Here is a 17,657-nt window from a genome sequence, read left to right on the forward strand (position 1 = left end):
CGACGAGCGTCGATGATGCGCACCACATCAAAGAACAACGTCCCCTGGGTATCGCAGGCAAAACCGTGCGCCCGCCCAAGCGAGTTCTTTTTCGATACGCCAGCCAGTGAAAATGGCTGGCAAGGAAAACCGGCCAGTAAAACATCGTGTTCAGGAATGTGCTGACGAATATGTTCCGCCGCCGCTTCATCACTCACGCCCTCTTTATGGCTCAGGGTGATATCACGGATATCTTCATTAAAATGATGAGCTGCCGGGTCGCAATAATGGTTAGCTTTATAGGTGCGCACCGCATGTTTATTCCATTCACTGGTAAATACGCACTGACCGCCAATTGACTCAAAACCGCGACGGATACCGCCAATCCCGGCGAAGAGATCGATAAAGCGAAACGCATAATGTGGATGATGTGCTGGCGGTTTGGGTAGCAACGTTTGCAGGTGCGCGAACTCATTTTCACTTAAACGGTGCCATACCGAGTCATTCGCCAGCGCACGTTTTAAAATCGCCGCGCTCCAGTGGTTCTCACCTACGCCATTAAGTTGCGCCACCAGCGTTTTAACATCATAAATTTGCAGCAGTTTCTCCAGCATTGCCTGTGCGGCATTCCCGGTGCTGTATGAATCGGTTACTGAAATATTTTCCTGCATAGATTTAACCGGCCATATGAGATGGCCGACAGGTTAACATAATTACATTGGTTTAGGGCCACGCGCACAGGCAGTTGGCGAAAACGCATCAATCACGTTGTGATCAATACCTTCATTCTCCCCCGCCAGTTCGGCACTGAGTTTAGCCATAAACTCCACCAGAAAACGGGCGTTGTGTTGCGCCAGTTGTTTACCTTTTGTGGTCTGCATCGTTTGCGGTAGTTTTAGCAGCTTGGTCTGGAAATGGTCCAGCGCGTAGCGTTTATCATCGAGCGGGCGATGCTGCGCGAACGGATCTTCGCCATCAAACAGCGCCACACCCAACGCGCCTGAAACTGCAAACACACGCGCCAGGCCAATCGCGCCTAAGGCTTCCAGCCGGTCCGCATCCTGCACGATTTTAGCTTCCGCCGTTAAGGGCGTAATTTGCGCACTGAAACTGTGTGCGGCAATGGCATGACAAACGGCCTCGATTTTCTCCGCCGGAAATTGCGCGAACTCTTCATATAGCAGGCGACGCGTCTCTTCTGCTGCCAGTATTGAAGATTGCTGCCGTTGCGGATGATTTTTCGCCAGACTCACGATGTCGTGAAAATAACAGGCGGTTAAAATCACCAGCATGTCCACGTCTTCATCTACCGCCAGTTTTTGTGCCGTCGCCCAGACGCGGCGAAAATGACACAGGTCATGGGCCGCGTCCTGATACTGATGATGGTTCTTCAGCCAGTTCTCGAATTGTGCCTGCCAGTGTTGTAAGTCCATATGCGCTCCGCGGCCAAAGAGTCGCAACCTTAGCAGTTTTTACTCATAGCGTCTGCTACGTGCGGGTCGAGGTCGCGTGTACCAGGCAATACCGCCTAACAACGCCCCGACCATGGCCATAAACAAAAATCCCACTAACGCACCTAACCACTTTCCCGCAGTTGAACCTAAATCACTTTCAAATCCAGACACGGGGGCATCGGGGATGCGACTCATTACCCAGATGTAACGCGCCATTACCCAGACAAAATAACCACACCAGGTATAGAAAGCCCATAAAGCCAGTTTGCCGCCAGGGCTACGAGAGAGTCTTTCTTCCATTGCTGTCGAACCATTCTCCATTTTGAGATAACCCGGAAAATTCAGACTTAACATTGTTATGTGATAAAAGTCACATTTTTCCACATCGGTCGAGCCAGTCAAGTCTCACTCATTTTTTGAACAAATATATGAATCTTAACCAGTGACATTATTTGCAGGAAAAACAAGTCAGAAGACATTTTCTTTTCGTTTGAGCATAATTGATTAATTCATATTTTGAATATATTGGCATTGAATACAATTATACCTTTTTTGTTTTCTGTGTCATGATAACCGCGTTATTAGCCTTTTATCGTCTTGTTTATATTTTTGGGCCGGCATGATGCCGGCTTTTTTTATGCTTTCATTAATGTGCAGTCGATCACACTAAGTCTTTAGCTCAACAATCATTGATGCTACCCATCACTTCTGAAAAAAAATAACTCATTGATATATTGATATAAATTTCATGAATGTTTATATCTACATTTCATAACCATGAATTATATTAAATAGAATAGAAACATTTTGAAATCTTTTAAATATATTTGTTACATGTAATCTTTAAAATAAAATGAACTTCATAGAATAGTATCCAAATGTGCTTTTTTTGGATAACGGCACTTATTGATATATTCATGAAGATTATAATCACAAGGGAATACATAATGAAAAGAAAAGTTCTGGCAATGCTGGTCCCGGCGTTATTAGTTGCTGGCGCAGCAAATGCGGCTGAAGTCTATAATAAAGATGGCAATAAACTGGATTTGTACGGAAAAGTAGATGGTCTGCACTACTTCTCTGATGATTCTGGCAGCGATGGCGACATGTCATATGCCCGTATCGGCTTCAAAGGTGAAACCCAGATCGCTGACCAGTTCACTGGTTACGGTCAGTGGGAATTTAACATTGGTGCAAACGGTGCTGAAGGCGACAAAGGTAATACCGCAACTCGTCTGGCATTTGCAGGTTTAGGTTTCGGTCAGAACGGTACTTTCGATTATGGTCGTAACTACGGTGTTGTATATGACGTAGAAGCATGGACCGATATGCTGCCAGAATTTGGTGGCGATACCTATGCTGGCGCCGACAATTTCATGAACGGTCGTACTAATGGTGTTGCAACCTACCGTAACAATGGCTTCTTCGGTCAGGTTGATGGCCTGAACTTTGCTCTGCAATATCAAGGTAATAATGAGAGCAGTGGACCATTCGGTCAGGAAGGTTCTGGTAAGGGACGTAGCATTACCAGAGAAAATGGTGACGGCTTCGGTATGTCCACTTCCTATGACTTCGACTTCGGCTTAAGTCTGGGTGCTGCATATTCTAACTCTGACCGTACCGACAATCAGGTTCACAAAGGTACTCATAACACTCGTTACGGAGATCGCTTCGATGCAACTGCTGGCGGTGAAACAGCAGAAGCATGGACCGTTGGTGCTAAATACGACGCTAATAACGTTTACTTAGCAGCCATGTATGCTGAAACCCGTAACATGACTGGTTACGGTGATGCTGATGCTATCGCTAACAAAACGCAAAACTTTGAAGTTGTTGCTCAGTATCAGTTCGACTTCGGTCTGCGCCCGTCCATTGCTTACCTGCAATCTAAAGGTAAGGATTTAGGCGGTGTAAATAGTGATAACTTCGACAGCCAGGGTAATCATCATTACACCAACAAAGATCTGGTCAAATATGTTGATATCGGTATGACCTACTACTTCAACAAAAACATGTCCACCTATGTTGATTATAAAATCAACCTGCTGGACAACGGCGACGACTTCTACAAAGAAAACGGCATCGCGACAGACGATATCGTTGCTGTAGGCTTAGTCTACCAGTTCTAATCAGCCTACGCGCCGCGGCACGTAACTGTAAAACATAATACCGGCCTGAGTTCGTCCCTCATTGAACTCAGGCTTTTTTATACCCCACATTAAATCACCAACAGCGGCACAGTAAGCTGCCGTAACATATCGATAAAAACTAATTCTTGCGTAGCTCCCAGCACAATAACATCAGCCAGTTGCTGTTCAGCAAGTTCCTTTATCCCTTCCGGAAGAGTGCCGAAATGAACATGCGTATGAATAAATCCTTCGGGCAAAACCAGTTGTTCTGCCATATGCGCTAAACGGCACAAAGCCTGACCACGTAGCACTTCTTTAAAACGGTGCATATCAGAAATATACCCACGATCGAGAACTCTTAAATATTCCGGTATAAAGCCAAGTAAGTGAACATGCGCGGAAGAAACATTGGCGAAAAATTGTGCATGGAAAAACGCTTGTTCTCTATCATCCCGAGAAAAAATATTCACCGGAATAACAATATTTCGGTACATAGGTATTCCCTGAAAAACTCAATATTATCAACTGCATTTGAATGATTAGTGCATATTTTTAATGCTATATTTATGTCATTATCTTTGGAAAAGTTATCGTTGCTGCTCCACTTTAGTCTCCAGTCCATTCCCTATGACAAATTGCGCAAAGAGTACATCTGATAACAAGTAATTAATCATATCTGTCATCAGTTAAACCTTAATCTGGATCATCATTTTTTCGCGATAATCTCTCGTGCCAGATGGTTTTACGATTATTTTTTTGCCAATAATCTCATTTTCTTAACTTATACTCTGATCGCACGGTCGGGGGAAGATTCTTTGCTTCAGCATTTACCTATCTTAAGTAGACCTCAGGCGAATCATCCTATTGTCGGCACATCTGGTGCCGCTCTAAGCATCACATGAACACAAAAAACCTCCACAATTAAAAATTGTGCTACCAGTGAGTCAATATCCTGATTTCTGAAAAATGGACTAAAATAAATTAACACCAATTCCGACAACTCTACGCAATAAGGAGAAAACTGGCATGACTCATATTCGACACAAGTGCAGAATAATCATCGCACATCCCCCCTCCCCGCATACCGCTTTCGATATATTGACTCCAATTTCCTATCTGGTTAAAAATAGCAACCAGCTCAGTCGCGAATATAGTGACTAACCTATATAAGTAACAACAAGGAATACACTATGACTGTTCAACAAAGTAAGAATCCGCAAATCGATATGGCTGAAGATAATGCTTTCTTCCCGTCAGAATATTCGTTAGGTCAATATACCAGCCCGATTTCTGATCTTGATGGGGTAGACTATCCAAAACCGTATAGCGGAAAACAAAAAATTCTGGTAATCGCCGCCGATGAGCGCTATTTACCAACTGATAATGGTAAGCTCTTCTCAACAGGAAACCATCCGATTGAAACATTGCTGCCGTTATATCATCTGCATGCTGCTGGTTTCGAGTTCGAGGTTGCGACGCTTTCTGGCCTGATGACAAAATTTGAATATTGGGCTATGCCGCATAAAGATGAAAAAGTGATGCCATTCTTTGAGCAGCACAAATCTCTGTTCCGTAATCCGAAAAAATTGGCAGATGTTGTCGCCAGCCTCAACGCAGACAGCGAGTACGCAGCAATCTTTGTTCCTGGCGGTCACGGTGCACTCATTGGTTTACCAGAAAGCAAAGACGTAGCTGCCGCTCTGCAGTGGGCAATTGAAAATGACCGTTTTGTTATATCCCTTTGCCACGGTCCAGCAGCATTTCTGGCGCTTCGCCACGGCAATAACCCATTAAATGGTTATTCCATTTGCGCATTCCCTGACGCTGCAGACAAGCAAACGCCAGAGATTGGCTACATGCCGGGTCATCTGACCTGGTACTTTGGTGAAGAACTGAAGAAAATGGGCATGAACATCGTCAATGATGATATTACCGGCCGGGTACACAAAGATCGTAAACTTTTAACCGGTGACAGTCCTTTCGCAGCAAACGCGTTAGGTAAACTGGCCGCACAGGAGATGCTGGCCGCATACGTAGGTTAATCGGCTGACACTTACTGTGGAGTAAAAAGTGGGGGTAACTCTCCCCCACTTACCAAACATAAAAACGCCCCCCTTCAATTGCTGACGTTTTAACGCTTCCCTTACCTTCGCATTACGCCCCCAGTCTGAAGAACGCGACATAAGCTGTTTTTAAATAGAATGATAATTTGCGAAAATGATTAACGCATAAATAATAAACATATAGTATATCTCACGTTATTATTTATCGATTTTAGAAATCAATCATTTCTGATAAACTTCACCACGTTTTAACCAGAATGGAAGCGAGGTTGGAAATGTCATTGGTATCAATTTTCAGACGTATTGCATTTGCGTATTATGATTATCGCTGCAAAAATACTGATATTGCAAAAAGTGATTTTGTAGTTATTCACATCCCCGATCAAATTGGGGATGCCATGGCTATTTACCCAATAATCCGATCGCTTGAAAAGCATAAAATAAAACACTTGTTGATTGTTACATCAACAATTAATAAATCTGTTTTTGAGGCACTTCATCTGGAACAAACAAAATTAACATTGGTCACTATGACAATGCAGGATCATGCCAGTATTAAAGAAATAAAAAATTTAGCAAAAAACATCAATGAACAATATGGCACGCCTGACCTTTGTATTGAAGCAATGCGCAAGAAAAACCTGAAGACGATGCTATTTATTAATCATTTACGGGCCAATACAAATTTGCAGGTTGTGGGTTTAACGATGAAATGTTATTCACCGATATGTAAATCGGCGTCGAAAATGGATCAGTCACTACGCGCCCCAGTGCCGCTGACATGGGCCTTCATGATGCGAGAAGTAGGATTTCCGGCGCCCCCACCATTATTTGAATTGCCCCTCAGCGAAATAGTAATAAAAGAAGTACGTTGTGAGATGCATTCATTAGGTTCATATATTGCTCTTAATTTAGAAGGTAGCGTGCAAGAGAGAACATTTTCATTAACAATGGCACAAAAAATCATCGAGGCGATCAAAATACAATCAGACATGCCAATTGTTATTGTTCATGGTCCGAAAGGTTCGGAAACAGCCGTGGAACTAACCCGGCATTTTGAAAATGTTTATCATTTGTCGTTATCACCATCAATAATGCGGTCTGCCGCAATCATTAGAGACGCCTTCCTCGCGATAACGCCAGACACATCTATTTTACACATGGCAAGTGCTTATAATGTTCCTGTCATCGCCGTGTATGCTGATTATAAGACTCGCTGGCCTGCCATGGCAGATATTTCAGAGACGATTGTGGTAGGAAAGGCTATTGATCATCTAAATTTGGATGAATTCAGCAATACGCTGAAAAGGATTATCGCGAAAATTTTAATCACAGCGTAATGAAAGCCCTAACAAAAATTCAAACAATAAAGCACGTTTGCAGAAAAGCAAAAAGCCCGCTCGAAAGCAGGCTTTTTTGAATTTGGCTCCTCTGACTGGGATCGCCGTAGCCATTAACTGGCTGATTGGTAAGCTAAACTTAAAAATAGAACTTGTCAAGACCACCAGAGTGACCACCTTTTTACTTTGAAACCAACGGCATATTTTACGCTCACCCCTCAGTCAATCGTACGCTGATAAACAACACCAACTACGGTGTTGGTATTATAGTATCTGCTCCAAACCAATTTCCAAGTGTTGCCAGTGCCGCAGGTGACAAAGCTTGGGTGAACAGGATCGCAAGGCGCTTTTGGGGTCTGGAACAAGCGACGTAAAACAAATTTCGGTTTCGTTCAAATGAGTCTTGCTTATCGGCTGGAATCATTTGGGCTCCAGCGAATTCCAACATTTCTCCGAAGTTATACTGGTTCCACCCGCGCCCAACAACAACCAAAACATTCTCAAATTCAGCACCTTTCACACCATGTTTAGTTTCGAATGGAGAATGACCATCGAGATAACGGCGAAGGGATCTGACCTCCGAATAGGAAATATTTTTCAGCTTTTCAAGTTCTTTCAATCTTCTGGGCATTTCAACATCAGCCGTTCTGTCAAAATGGAGTAACTCCTGCTCAAGTTTTTCAACCTTATCTGGAAGTCTGGGTTTCCGTTGAGCACGGATGAACTCAATTACTTCGCCGATTGAACTTGTTTCACGGAGAGCAAGAAGTTGCGTCATTACATTGTGCCAACTCACCTTGTCTGAATGTCTACGCAGCAGTGGTGTAGTACCGCCAAGCGCATTAAACATCTCTCCATACTTACGAGCGGCAAAGGCATCGCAGGCGGGTTCCAGTTTGTCTACAAAAAAGGCTATATGTTCATGCTCCTTTTTCGTGAAGGATTCATTGTATCTAAACGTTGCCACGATATTAGAATAGCCCTGCTGATTGGCTAAAAGTCGATGGGTCAACATGAGAATTTTGGTGTGATTGGGAGAAAAGTCCCAACCATCCTGCTGCAACGTTGTTTTAACTCGTTCCAGAGTAGCTTGGCCTTCACTTAATGGTAAATCACCACTCCAGTGCACGCCTTTCTGACGTACTCCTTGCCAATTGTTTGTATGGAAAACGCGTACCAGACCTACAGCCTCAGGATCTTTAACACACTGCGATAGCTCAGGTCTCATTCGATTAAGGGCATCAACAATTATCTTGTCCGAACGAAAATTGGCTTCTTTACCTATTTCAACTACATCCTGATGTTCCAACTTTCCACATCCACCACCATAGATTTTTTGCCAATGGTCGCCGAAAAAACCAAATAAAGGTGCTCTGGTTTGTCCAAGAAAATGCCGTTTAATTGCCTCAACCCAGTTTTTATCAGTGTCCTGGTACTCATCGACCAGAATGATTGGAAAGCGTTCTGCAATCACTCTACGGAATTTTTCGTGCTCCATGAGTGAGATAGTTAAAGAAAGAACATCGTCATGATGAAGAGTTATACGATGGTCACGAATAGAGCGATGTCCAAGATTATACTCAACACTACGATTACCAAGGCTTCCATCAACTTCTTCGAGCTTTTCTATCCATGCTGGCATTGTTTCAATCAGTTCTCTCAACGGTTTTTGAAAGCTACTGATTAGCGACCAACAGAACGCATGATTGGTATCACAAAAAACGATGGGGCTTCGATCTGTCCGCGCGACAATTTCATCCTTCGCCACGTTAGTAAAAGTGATACAGGCGATTTGCTGGCTACGTTTTTCAAATAAATCCTTGTTTCGCTCAATCAAGAATCTAAGTGCCTTAATGAGAGAATACGTTTTACCCGCACCAGCGCCAGCTTCCAGTCGGAAGCTTTGTCCTTCACTGAGACAGGTATACATAGATTCCAAAGCACGCTGGCTAGCAGCTTCAGCGGGCGAATTGATCTCAGGCATCAGCGCGGGCTCCTTCTTCAATGCTAGCGGTGGCCTCGATAACCTGTGCCAATACTGGGTCTTGCGTCATAGACTCATTGCTGTCAGCTAACCAGCGAATTCCATCGGCTATGTATTTTGGTGCGTTCCATTCTGTCTCTGTAATTGCGTATTTCAATGCAAATTCTGATTTTTTCCATTCTGCCGCCTTATCACGGGCTTCTATTTCCAGTGCCTGAATATTTCCCCCAACCAGCCCGAATAGAGCAGAATTTGCAAGGATGAATGCATCTTCGAATGTGCGTGCGCAGGGACCACCTGTTACCTCTGCACATTGATAGGCAATACGATTTCCATTACGAGCTTTATCATCGTCACTCTTGGCAATCAAACCAGCTAATGTGAAAGGGGTATCTTCAGAGAACCATGCTTTCAAACAAGCATTACTGGAATATGTACCTTGATGAACAACACATGCCTGACCTCCTGCTCTTAGGACTGCGTCCAGATCTGTTATGATTAGACTCTGAAGCTCAAGAAACTCTAATAACTCGAAGAACAAATGAGCGTAAGCACCGCCAACTTCCATCACCGTGGCGTACTGGCTCGACAGCTTCGGTCTTTCTGGTTCAGCTGATTCTAGTTTTTTGATGATGACGGGAAGCAATAATCGCTCGCTTAACCCCTCGACAAGAATCGCTTTATCTGCGAAAAACAGATCGCAACGTGTCAACGTCATATATTGATGAAGAAATTTTTTATCATCAATTGGAATATGTTTTAGACCTTTACGGAGATCTTTAATTTTGGTTGTTCGGACACCTTCCTGAGTCCCCTGTGTTGGAGCCCCCAGAAAATAGCGAATACTCTCGAAACCAGCCGCATTGGCAATGTGAGACGAGTGTGTAGACACAACAAACTGTGCAGGCCAGGGTCTCCTGTCCTCAGTACCATCCACCAGTTGCTGTGCAATTTTGGCAAGTTGACGAATAAAAACCTCCTGCATTTGCGGATGCAGATGGGCTTCAGGTTCTTCAATGAATATCAGGTGTACACCCGGCCCAGTAACTTCGGCGCAAAATGCTTTATAGAAACCAGCTAATTGCAAGAGAATAAATATCAAATTACGTGTACCAAGACCGTTATATGACTCCGGTAATGCGATGCCGCTATAACCTGAATAGCGAACTTTAGTGAAGTTTGATAGCAACTTGCTAACATCGAGCAATGTTTCAGTATGTAACGACTGGCCTCCCAATCCGGGGTATCCAAAAGTTTCTAGCGCCGGAATCAGATTGTTGAGCTGGTTTCCGAAGTTTGTGTCAATTTGAGTCTGAATGCCCTGAACCGCACCTTTCAATGCATCAGCAATTTGTTTATCAGCCGCTCCCGCAGATGCCGAAGAGGCCGTTGCGAAAAGATTTTCAACCGTTTTAGCCAGTACATCGGATTCTCGGGATGTCACATCATCAAGTCCTCGCTGAGCGTTGATAAAGCCCGATTTGACCAGACTGCGCAATGTACCTGGTGGTAACTCGCGACGATTATCAGGATCGTTGGGATCTTCAGCCCATATTTTCACACAGAAATTATTAGGGATACGTTCTCGCAATATACGGAGGAAAGCGAGACGGTCCTCTCCGGAAAGTGGCATTTCAGTCTGACTTTCAAGAAATTGTGTCAGTTGACCACCTTTCAATTCATATCGGACTACTGCCTGCGCTTCAGAACACGCGGGATCCAAATCAATAACAAAAGGACTCAATGGACCTAATTGAGGCTGTGCAGGGTCGTACTGGAATTTCAGTCGAAGTTCAATGGCGGGAATAAGTTCTCGAACGAGATGATCTTCTATGCCTTCGTTAAGTGCTTCCAGAGCATCACAAAAACGGTCATAGCAGGAACTGGAAAAATCTTCAAGTTGGAAAGTAGCGCTACCGTCTGCTAAGAATCTGCGTATTATTTCTGAGAGTGATGTTTTTCCGCTGTTGTTTCTTCCAACAATGACGGTCGTCTGTTCCTCCAATACAAGCTCTGCATCAGCTAAAAGACGGAAGTTTTTTATTTCAACCTGATGAATGCGCATATGTCCCTCATGATCTATTTATAGTCTATCGATAAATCTGATGTTATTGCTCTGCCTGTAATTTTCATTCTTGCGATTACTCTGCTATGCAAAATGTACCTCAGGCTATATTTATTCCTGAGGTATGTTTTGGTATCTCACTCGGTCAAAGAGGCCTCACGAACATCATTCGGTTGAGGTTGGCATTCTTTCCATCGTCGAATAAGCGTTGCTACACAGGGGTTACCCGCCAGTTGATTCATTCTGACCCAGTCAACATCAACTAATCCAGCCAGAAGTTCAGGATTCAGTTCCCCTTGTAATGGGTGCCACTGGCGAATACTGGGCTGGCGCTGAATTTGAGGTTGAAGCGGGGCCAAACTCCCGACGATAACGTAATTTTGTTCTGGATCATGCCAGAGTCGTGTAATGCCTGGTATGTTTTTCAACCAGTTTCGCGGATCACCTAAAGGCAAATCAAAAATTCGAGAGAGTAATTTATTCCATGATGCTATTAATGATGAGCTGGCTTTTTTCACCAGCTTTTGATCACCCACCTGGAGTGAATTTTTTCTTTCAGGCCATTTAGAGAATGTATACTTTTTTAAAACATCATAGGTTACATTAATTTTATTATTGCAGTAATACTCACGCAGAGCACAATTCCATATATCACACAGTAAGTCTAATTCACTCAATAGTGCGTTTTTATTGGCGTTAGATAATTCATCTTCCTCATTAAGTTTCTCTATATAATATGACAGTACCTCAGCATCTGGTAATAGCCAGTGATTAAGTGGGAGTTGCTGACTTTGAGTATCAATAACCGTCATTAAGGCATCTAAATTTTCAGGGATCATATTAGGAGTATCATATTTCGGGTCCTGGAGAAGAATGGATACTTCCTCCATTCGATGTATGATTATTGTCAATCTCTGAGCAAATCTGGCTAGTTTTTCTTCACTGCTGCCAAAACCTTGTGCTACTGATTCAGGGCGATATGCATAAGGCCATTTTTTATTTAAGAGAGTAAGAAGAGCCTCGACAGAGGTATCAAATAGTTTTAGCCTTTCATCGCAGGCTTTAACTAAATCCGGGCAAGAAGGATTAAAAGGTAAAATTACTGGGCGGTCTTGTTCAGCGGTGAATAAATATCCTTCGGTGATAACCAATAGGTCATGAGTCAGTAAGTCTTTTTGCTCTGTCAGGCTTGTACTGATTCTTGTTTCTTTGCAAAGTAAAAGATATTTCAACGCAAGTTCTTTGTACGCAACTTCGGCATTACGCGCCAATGCATCAAGACAGGTCTTTTTCTCAAAATCTTGAATAGTATAGTCGTAATAGCAAGAATCTACCGTAGGGATGAGTCGGGTAGTCCCATCGGGAGTATCCTGTTCAATTAATAAATTATCAACAACAGAATCACCGCCAAGATCAAACGGATTAACGTTGATATGCTGGCACGCAATTTTAGTTCTTAGATTCTGAGTTAACAGATAGCGGTCATCAATTATGCCGCGGATCTGATCTAACAAAACAAGGATGCATATAGAATTATCTTTTTCCAACCGTTCAAATGATGAGGGTTCTGAATCCGGTAATAACTCCAGCTGTACATTAGGATATTTTTTGTTCAACACCTTTTGTATCTGAGTCACTATCTGTTGTGGGGGAATATTTCGCGAAAAACGTAAATCAAGTACTTTGATCTCGGCATTAAGCTGTACGCCAGGAAATTTTGCCCTCTCAGTCGTTTTGAATTTAGTCTTTAGCGGCAGTGGACGCAACTGGAGAACTACGGGGGTTAATGTAAAACCAAAAATTTTGGCTTGTTCAATAAATTCATTTTGTACAGGTTTGAGGATCCATGGCCAACTATTTCTTAACGCATCAGGCGAAGAGAGATCAATAAAGGGACGAAGCTTACGCTTATTCTTTTTTTTAGGTATTTCTTGATAAGCCTGAAATTTTTGCCTTGTTGATTTTTCAGGCATCCAGCGGACCAGCACTTTATTTTTGTCATACACCCACAGTGCCTGAGAGGCGGTTGAAAATTCGCTTTTCATATCCACAGGTCGTAGTGGTACATTTTCATAAAATAAAACGACTTCTGTTGTATCTTTATCACTTCTTTGCTGAGTTCGGCAGTCCAGGCTAATGGTATTGATACCGCAACTGGTTTTACTTTTCCAGGCATCTGTCTGTAGTAGTGGTCGGCCTAATGAGTGGCTACCCTTGCAATGAGAACCAAATGCAGAGATTTTACGCATGATAAGACGAATCCATATGGGATTAAGCGAGGTCTCGTACTTTATCCTTTCTGGTGAGATGATTATGCCATCGGCATTTTTAATAACGGGAGGAGTATCCTGTTCTGAATCAACCGCAACGAACAATCCAAATTGCTCTTTATAGAAGCGCATCAGATAAGGATGATATCGGTCACCTAATTCACGATCAAGATGATTTTCCCACTGCTTCCAGCGATAATTTTTGCTTAATGGATAATGGTAAACAATCAGCTTTTCAGCTTTCTCCTGGTCGATCTCACTGTCCCGATAAATCATATGAGAAAGGGGAAGTGAACGGATTACTTCGGCATCATGGTTCATCATAAATTATGCCCTTTCCTTAATATTCTGTTCGATTATTTTAATAAGACTTCCAAATCCTGGCGTAACTGATGAAACCGTGTTGGGAGTAACACACCCGCCGAGAATGAGAATATCTGCATGATAAAGATCCTGAACCGGAATTAACTGACTTGAAAATCCCAGCAACTGACAATCAGAATGGGGAGCCACGAAATTAGCGATAACAAGTTTGACGTTGTCTCCCTCAACCGCACGTATTTTTTCTAATTTGCTACTTAATCCCAGAGGAGTTTGAGTCGGGTCAGCACCAGACGCCAGCCATTGCTGATATTCTTCATCCGCTTTGTCGAGAGTATCCTGTCCCCAAAATTTCGCATCTATGCGGTAATCCGAGTTTTTTACACTAAAATCATACAGTTCGAAAACTCGATGGTCGCTTACCTGAGTCGTAGTAATAATTTTATAACGCTCATGAAGTAGTGCCCGAATAGCCTCTTCACCCAAGCGCCCCATAAGTAGACGTTGCGCGATCAGCGGGTGGAAGGCGTAATGTTCTTCCAGATCGTTAGCGTAAGGCATTAAAGATGTTCTGTACCCTTTACGGTTAAACCAGTCAGTAATGTCCGAATGACGCTGTATATGTTGATACAACACCTGAGGATTGTACTTACGCCGTCCTTCTGCTGCTTCCTCAAAAAACTGCCAGGTCTGAGGGGAATACCAGATTTCTCCACTATTCAATGCAGATTCTGGTTTTTTAAAACAAGCCCACTTGTACAGTTCAAGATCAATACCAAAGTCATTATGTCCTGGTTTCCAGGCAAGGTCGTGTTGAAGTATCGCTTTACCTAATTGTCTCCAGAGTTGCGTGACATCATTTCTGGGTGTTGATTGCTCTCGCAACAATCGTATGGCCGGAACCAGGCGTTTATCGATATAATCCAGAGCCAATTTACCCGGTTGTGTCGGTGTCATAATCAGGTTAAGGAAATTATCCTGCATCTTTTCATCACGTTCCCGTAAAATATCCAGTAACTGGCGATTGAGAGCAGAAAGCTGACGACGGTTCGATGTATAAACAGGTAATGAAGCAAAGCGCGAGAGGTCTTTTGCCAGTTCAGAATCAAGATGGATTTCAGCATTGGGGACTTCACACCAGGCTCGTTCAATACGACCAACCTGTTGCTGTACATTGGCTGCCGTATTTTTTATGTAATCACTGGTTCTCTTATATTCGCCGTTTAATCGGGAAATCTCATATTTTCGGTTCATCATTAATGGCAGAATGAAGCGTTGATGCTGCTGACGAGAAATTTCACCAGCACGGAGCAGTTTTTCCAGATTGCGTAACTGGAAACCTGCATGCGCCATATCATCATTGCTTTCTGCATTGGCCTGAAAAGCGGAAAAGTAATAATGTCGCGATTCCAGCAAATATAAACAGGTCAGATCCATACTTTTGCCAGATTCAGGCAGGCTGAAATCCAGATTCACACCATTCGTCGCAGAGGCGGTCTGCGTCAGCACTATGACAATACGCCGGGAGGCAAATGCGGCCTGATAAGCATCACTAAAGCCCTTTTTCTTCTGGCATTCTGCGGTTAACAGACAAATCAGTGCAGGCTCATTATGTATGGTCACCGGGATAAACACATCAGCAAAACTTTTTAGCAGAGGATCATCAGATAAAGGTTGTTCCATTTTTAACCATGCGAGGCATTCTCTACTTTGCGTTGCTATTGCAGTGGTAAGCCATTTTCTTAAATAGGCGATGGAATTCACGAAAGCAAGATGCCCCCGGTGTTGAGGTCTTTTTCCCGCAAGATCCAACACATTAAGCAATTTTAGCAGTATATTTTTTCGATATTCTGATTCGAAATCCGATGAGGGGTCATCGCCATTCTGGAAAAAATCGGGGGCTAGCGAAGCGAGCAGATCAACAGAATACGGGCTATTCTTTATGCTATTGAAATCATGAATCTCTGCATTCAGTTGCGTGTTTCTAATATTTTCTTTGCTGTTATTGAGCTCTTCAATAGCTAAATACTGCAACTGGAAATCATCAACCGTCTGGACATAAGGTATCGGTTCTTTAAACCAGTCGGCAGGTCGTTTTTCAAAAGTTGTTCCCAGAAAACTTTGTGTAACAGCAGGGTTGCGCGCTTCTGCAATATAACGAAGCGCTGAATTAATCCACCTGACATCGAAGTGATTACAGGCTCTTTCAATATATGACGTAGCCGACAGTGCAAAGACAAGATTACGACTGGCGAGAGAAAGCAGCAGACCTTCTGCCGTCGTGGGCAGAAAGGCACGTTTGATCTGTATCCGTAACGGATCGATATCCGTATCTGAGACATTCTGTTTCAGCAACCAGTTGGTCAAGCCAAAAATACTGGCATGAGTATTGGGTAAAATATTACTTTTCCTTAATTCCCGTAGTTCCGGCAGGTCAGTACGCGGTAACAGAAATCGGGACATATTGGGCAGGGTTGAGCCGTAGTATGATGGCCTGTAATCATTAACGGGGTCGAACAGAAGTCGGGTTAACTTTTTAATGTATTCATACGCTTCATCTTCACTGGCAGTCAGGTCGGTCAACATCAGGCTAAATTGCCGAATGAATTTCTCCATCAAGCGTAAAAAATCACTGATGTCGATAGTCTGATCGCTATCCTGAAGCGGAGAGTCTGGCCTGATAATTTCGTAGCCATGTTCTTCTTTCCGCATAATAAGCCGGTCACTGGTCACCAGTTGATCGGAACGGAACAAATAATGCTCACCAAAGGGTTTATTATCCAGATATTGCTGAAGAGGAATAACCAGTGATCTAGCATGTGTTAAATCAACATGTTTTTCTGTTAATGCGCTATCCAGATCATTAATAAATTTTTCTAGACGTTCACGGATCATCGGTGCAGGTTCCGTTTCAACATACTGCATACGTTGTAGTAATCTGCGTCCCCCGTCGAGCAACTGACCCAGACATTCAGGTGGCTCCTGAACCCATTGCGCCTGTGCCAGATACTCTTGTAATACCTCAGCCTGGTAATCAAATTCATCGATGAAAATGATGTAATTACGCAGCTCTTTGCTGGACATTTTTACTTTGCGACGCCCATCGTAAAACGATGAAGCCATCTTTTGAGTGGTCATGATCAGCAGGTGTTGTTTTTCGTCACGCCAGGCAATGGCGGGCAAAATTCGCCTGACCCAGGCGTGGCGACGGAAATCAGCAATTCGTTGCCTGGCTGCCTGCGTGAGTTCATGCTCTTCGCCATATTTTTCTTTTTGTTTCTTAGCTTCTTTTTCCAGCGATTTAATATTCTGAATCAGAGTTATTTCCACCGCCGCACACGATTTGATTAATGATTCTTTTTCACTGGCAATGGCCGTCTGAAAACGTGTCGGATATCCTTTCAGCGATTTGTTAATATGCAGTATATTTTTGCAATTTCTACGCAATTTGTCGGCAATATCCTGACTGGCAAATAAATTCCTGTTTTCCAGATTACTGATGGAGTCAAATGGATCGGGAAGTGAGTCTGAGGAAATATTTTTCTCATGAGGTAAAGGAGTGATCTCAATGGCAGAAACAATCTGCTCATCTTGTGCGTAGAGCACGCTGACGGTGAATGGTTCCCCGTTACTGTCTTTATGCACTGCCGTTTTCTCATAAATGTCGTGCAAAATATTCCAGCGATGGGTAACCAAAATGGCTTGAGAGCCTGATTTTTTTATCGTCTCCAGTGCCGGGAGAGCGTTATCGGCATAGCCAGAGCGATAGAGTGAGCTGGTTTTTCCGCTACCCGTTGGTCCCTGAAGCTGGCAAAAACCGGCAATACGTTTCACTGCCTTAGATTTTTTCGCCTGAGATAACGTATATTCGATAACGGCATTATAAGAACGCAATAACGGGGTATTCACATGTCACCTCATCCATATCGACTTTTCAACGACTACTATTTCAACAACTTATGTTACGCCGCTCGAATAGCATTACAATGCTTATGGTGAATTTTTCGTTATAAAACAATGCGCATTACGCATTCAGTAACATAATGATAAGT

At 43.2% G+C, this 17,657-nt stretch carries 11 protein-coding genes and 1 pseudogene; 3 read left to right on the forward strand and 9 right to left on the reverse strand.

Annotation, left to right across the window (positions count from 1 at the left end; all coding sequences use genetic code 11):
• The 3 genes and pseudogenes from dcm to drpB all read right to left on the reverse strand — a co-directional run.
• Window positions 1-650 (reverse strand): annotated as a pseudogene (dcm, locus tag H9644_RS21545) (DNA-cytosine methyltransferase); the annotation flags it as partial.
• Window positions 651-692: 42 nt separating this feature from the next.
• Window positions 693-1,412, reverse strand: coding sequence for a phosphohydrolase (locus H9644_RS05305; RefSeq protein ID WP_191773604.1), 720 nt, complete (start codon window positions 1,410-1,412; stop codon window positions 693-695).
• A gap of 39 nt (window positions 1,413-1,451) precedes the next feature.
• On the reverse strand, window positions 1,452-1,733 hold the full coding sequence (gene drpB / locus H9644_RS05310; RefSeq protein ID WP_016158467.1) for a cell division protein DrpB: 282 nt from the start codon (window positions 1,731-1,733) through the stop codon (window positions 1,452-1,454).
• Window positions 1,734-2,380: 647 nt separating this feature from the next.
• Between drpB and ompC the strand changes: the two genes are divergently transcribed.
• Window positions 2,381-3,562: a porin OmpC gene (gene ompC / locus H9644_RS05315; RefSeq protein ID WP_064529355.1), complete on the forward strand. Its 1,182-nt coding sequence runs from the start codon at window positions 2,381-2,383 to the stop codon at window positions 3,560-3,562.
• An 89-nt stretch (window positions 3,563-3,651) separates the two neighbouring features.
• On the opposite strand, the gene H9644_RS05320 is transcribed toward ompC, so the two are convergent.
• Complete coding sequence (locus H9644_RS05320; protein ID WP_064529356.1) at window positions 3,652-4,056, reverse strand: universal stress protein; 405 nt, start codon at window positions 4,054-4,056, stop codon at window positions 3,652-3,654.
• Window positions 4,057-4,752: 696 nt separating this feature from the next.
• Between H9644_RS05320 and hchA the strand changes: the two genes are divergently transcribed.
• The gene (gene hchA / locus H9644_RS05325) at window positions 4,753-5,604 is read left to right on the forward strand and encodes a glyoxalase III HchA (protein ID WP_064529357.1); all 852 of its coding nucleotides are present in this window, start codon (window positions 4,753-4,755) and stop codon (window positions 5,602-5,604) included.
• A 296-nt stretch (window positions 5,605-5,900) separates the two neighbouring features.
• Entirely contained in the window at window positions 5,901-6,965 is a 1,065-nt protein-coding gene (locus tag H9644_RS05330) for a glycosyltransferase family 9 protein (protein ID WP_064529358.1), read from the forward strand.
• On the opposite strand, the gene H9644_RS21775 is transcribed toward H9644_RS05330, so the two are convergent.
• The 5 genes from H9644_RS21775 to H9644_RS05350 all read right to left on the reverse strand — a co-directional run bounded on the left by H9644_RS21775 (window position 6,951) and on the right by H9644_RS05350 (window position 17,514).
• Window positions 6,951-7,187, reverse strand: coding sequence for a hypothetical protein (locus H9644_RS21775; protein ID WP_316246032.1), 237 nt, complete (start codon window positions 7,185-7,187; stop codon window positions 6,951-6,953). The genes H9644_RS05330 and H9644_RS21775 overlap by 15 nt on opposite strands.
• Window positions 7,188-7,215: 28 nt before the next feature.
• The gene (locus tag H9644_RS05335; protein ID WP_105289030.1) at window positions 7,216-8,949 is read right to left on the reverse strand and encodes a UvrD-helicase domain-containing protein; all 1,734 of its coding nucleotides are present in this window, start codon (window positions 8,947-8,949) and stop codon (window positions 7,216-7,218) included.
• Window positions 8,942-11,014, reverse strand: coding sequence for an ATP-dependent nuclease (locus tag H9644_RS05340; protein WP_064529372.1), 2,073 nt, complete (start codon window positions 11,012-11,014; stop codon window positions 8,942-8,944). The genes H9644_RS05335 and H9644_RS05340 overlap by 8 nt, the downstream gene beginning before the upstream one ends.
• A gap of 137 nt (window positions 11,015-11,151) precedes the next feature.
• Complete coding sequence (locus H9644_RS05345) at window positions 11,152-13,608, reverse strand: hypothetical protein (RefSeq protein WP_105289029.1); 2,457 nt, start codon at window positions 13,606-13,608, stop codon at window positions 11,152-11,154.
• Window positions 13,609-13,611: 3 nt separating this feature from the next.
• Window positions 13,612-17,514 carry a hypothetical protein gene (locus tag H9644_RS05350; protein WP_191773607.1) on the reverse strand — a complete coding sequence of 1,301 codons (3,903 nt, stop codon included), beginning with the start codon at window positions 17,512-17,514 and terminating at the stop codon, window positions 13,612-13,614.
• Window positions 17,515-17,657 lie beyond the last annotated feature (143 nt).

It is taken from the genome of Escherichia whittamii (genome assembly GCF_014836715.1).
In the GTDB taxonomy this organism is placed as follows: domain Bacteria; phylum Pseudomonadota; class Gammaproteobacteria; order Enterobacterales; family Enterobacteriaceae; genus Escherichia; species Escherichia whittamii.

What these genes read in the sequence shown, in the direction of transcription:
- hchA (WP_064529357.1), top strand. Translation starts at nt 4,753, where the DNA reads ATGACTGTTCAACAAAGTAAGAATCCGCAAATCGATATGGCTGAAGAT.
- H9644_RS05345 (WP_105289029.1), bottom strand. Translation starts at nt 13,608, where the DNA reads ATGATGAACCATGATGCCGAAGTAATCCGTTCACTTCCCCTTTCTCAT.
- drpB (WP_016158467.1), bottom strand. Translation starts at nt 1,733, where the DNA reads ATGGAAGAAAGACTCTCTCGTAGCCCTGGCGGCAAACTGGCTTTATGG.
- H9644_RS05320 (WP_064529356.1), bottom strand. Translation starts at nt 4,056, where the DNA reads ATGTACCGAAATATTGTTATTCCGGTGAATATTTTTTCTCGGGATGAT.
- H9644_RS05340 (WP_064529372.1), bottom strand. Translation starts at nt 11,014, where the DNA reads ATGCGCATTCATCAGGTTGAAATAAAAAACTTCCGTCTTTTAGCTGAT.
- ompC (WP_064529355.1), top strand. Translation starts at nt 2,381, where the DNA reads ATGAAAAGAAAAGTTCTGGCAATGCTGGTCCCGGCGTTATTAGTTGCT.
- H9644_RS05335 (WP_105289030.1), bottom strand. Translation starts at nt 8,949, where the DNA reads ATGCCTGAGATCAATTCGCCCGCTGAAGCTGCTAGCCAGCGTGCTTTG.
- H9644_RS05305 (WP_191773604.1), bottom strand. Translation starts at nt 1,412, where the DNA reads ATGGACTTACAACACTGGCAGGCACAATTCGAGAACTGGCTGAAGAAC.
- H9644_RS05330 (WP_064529358.1), top strand. Translation starts at nt 5,901, where the DNA reads ATGTCATTGGTATCAATTTTCAGACGTATTGCATTTGCGTATTATGAT.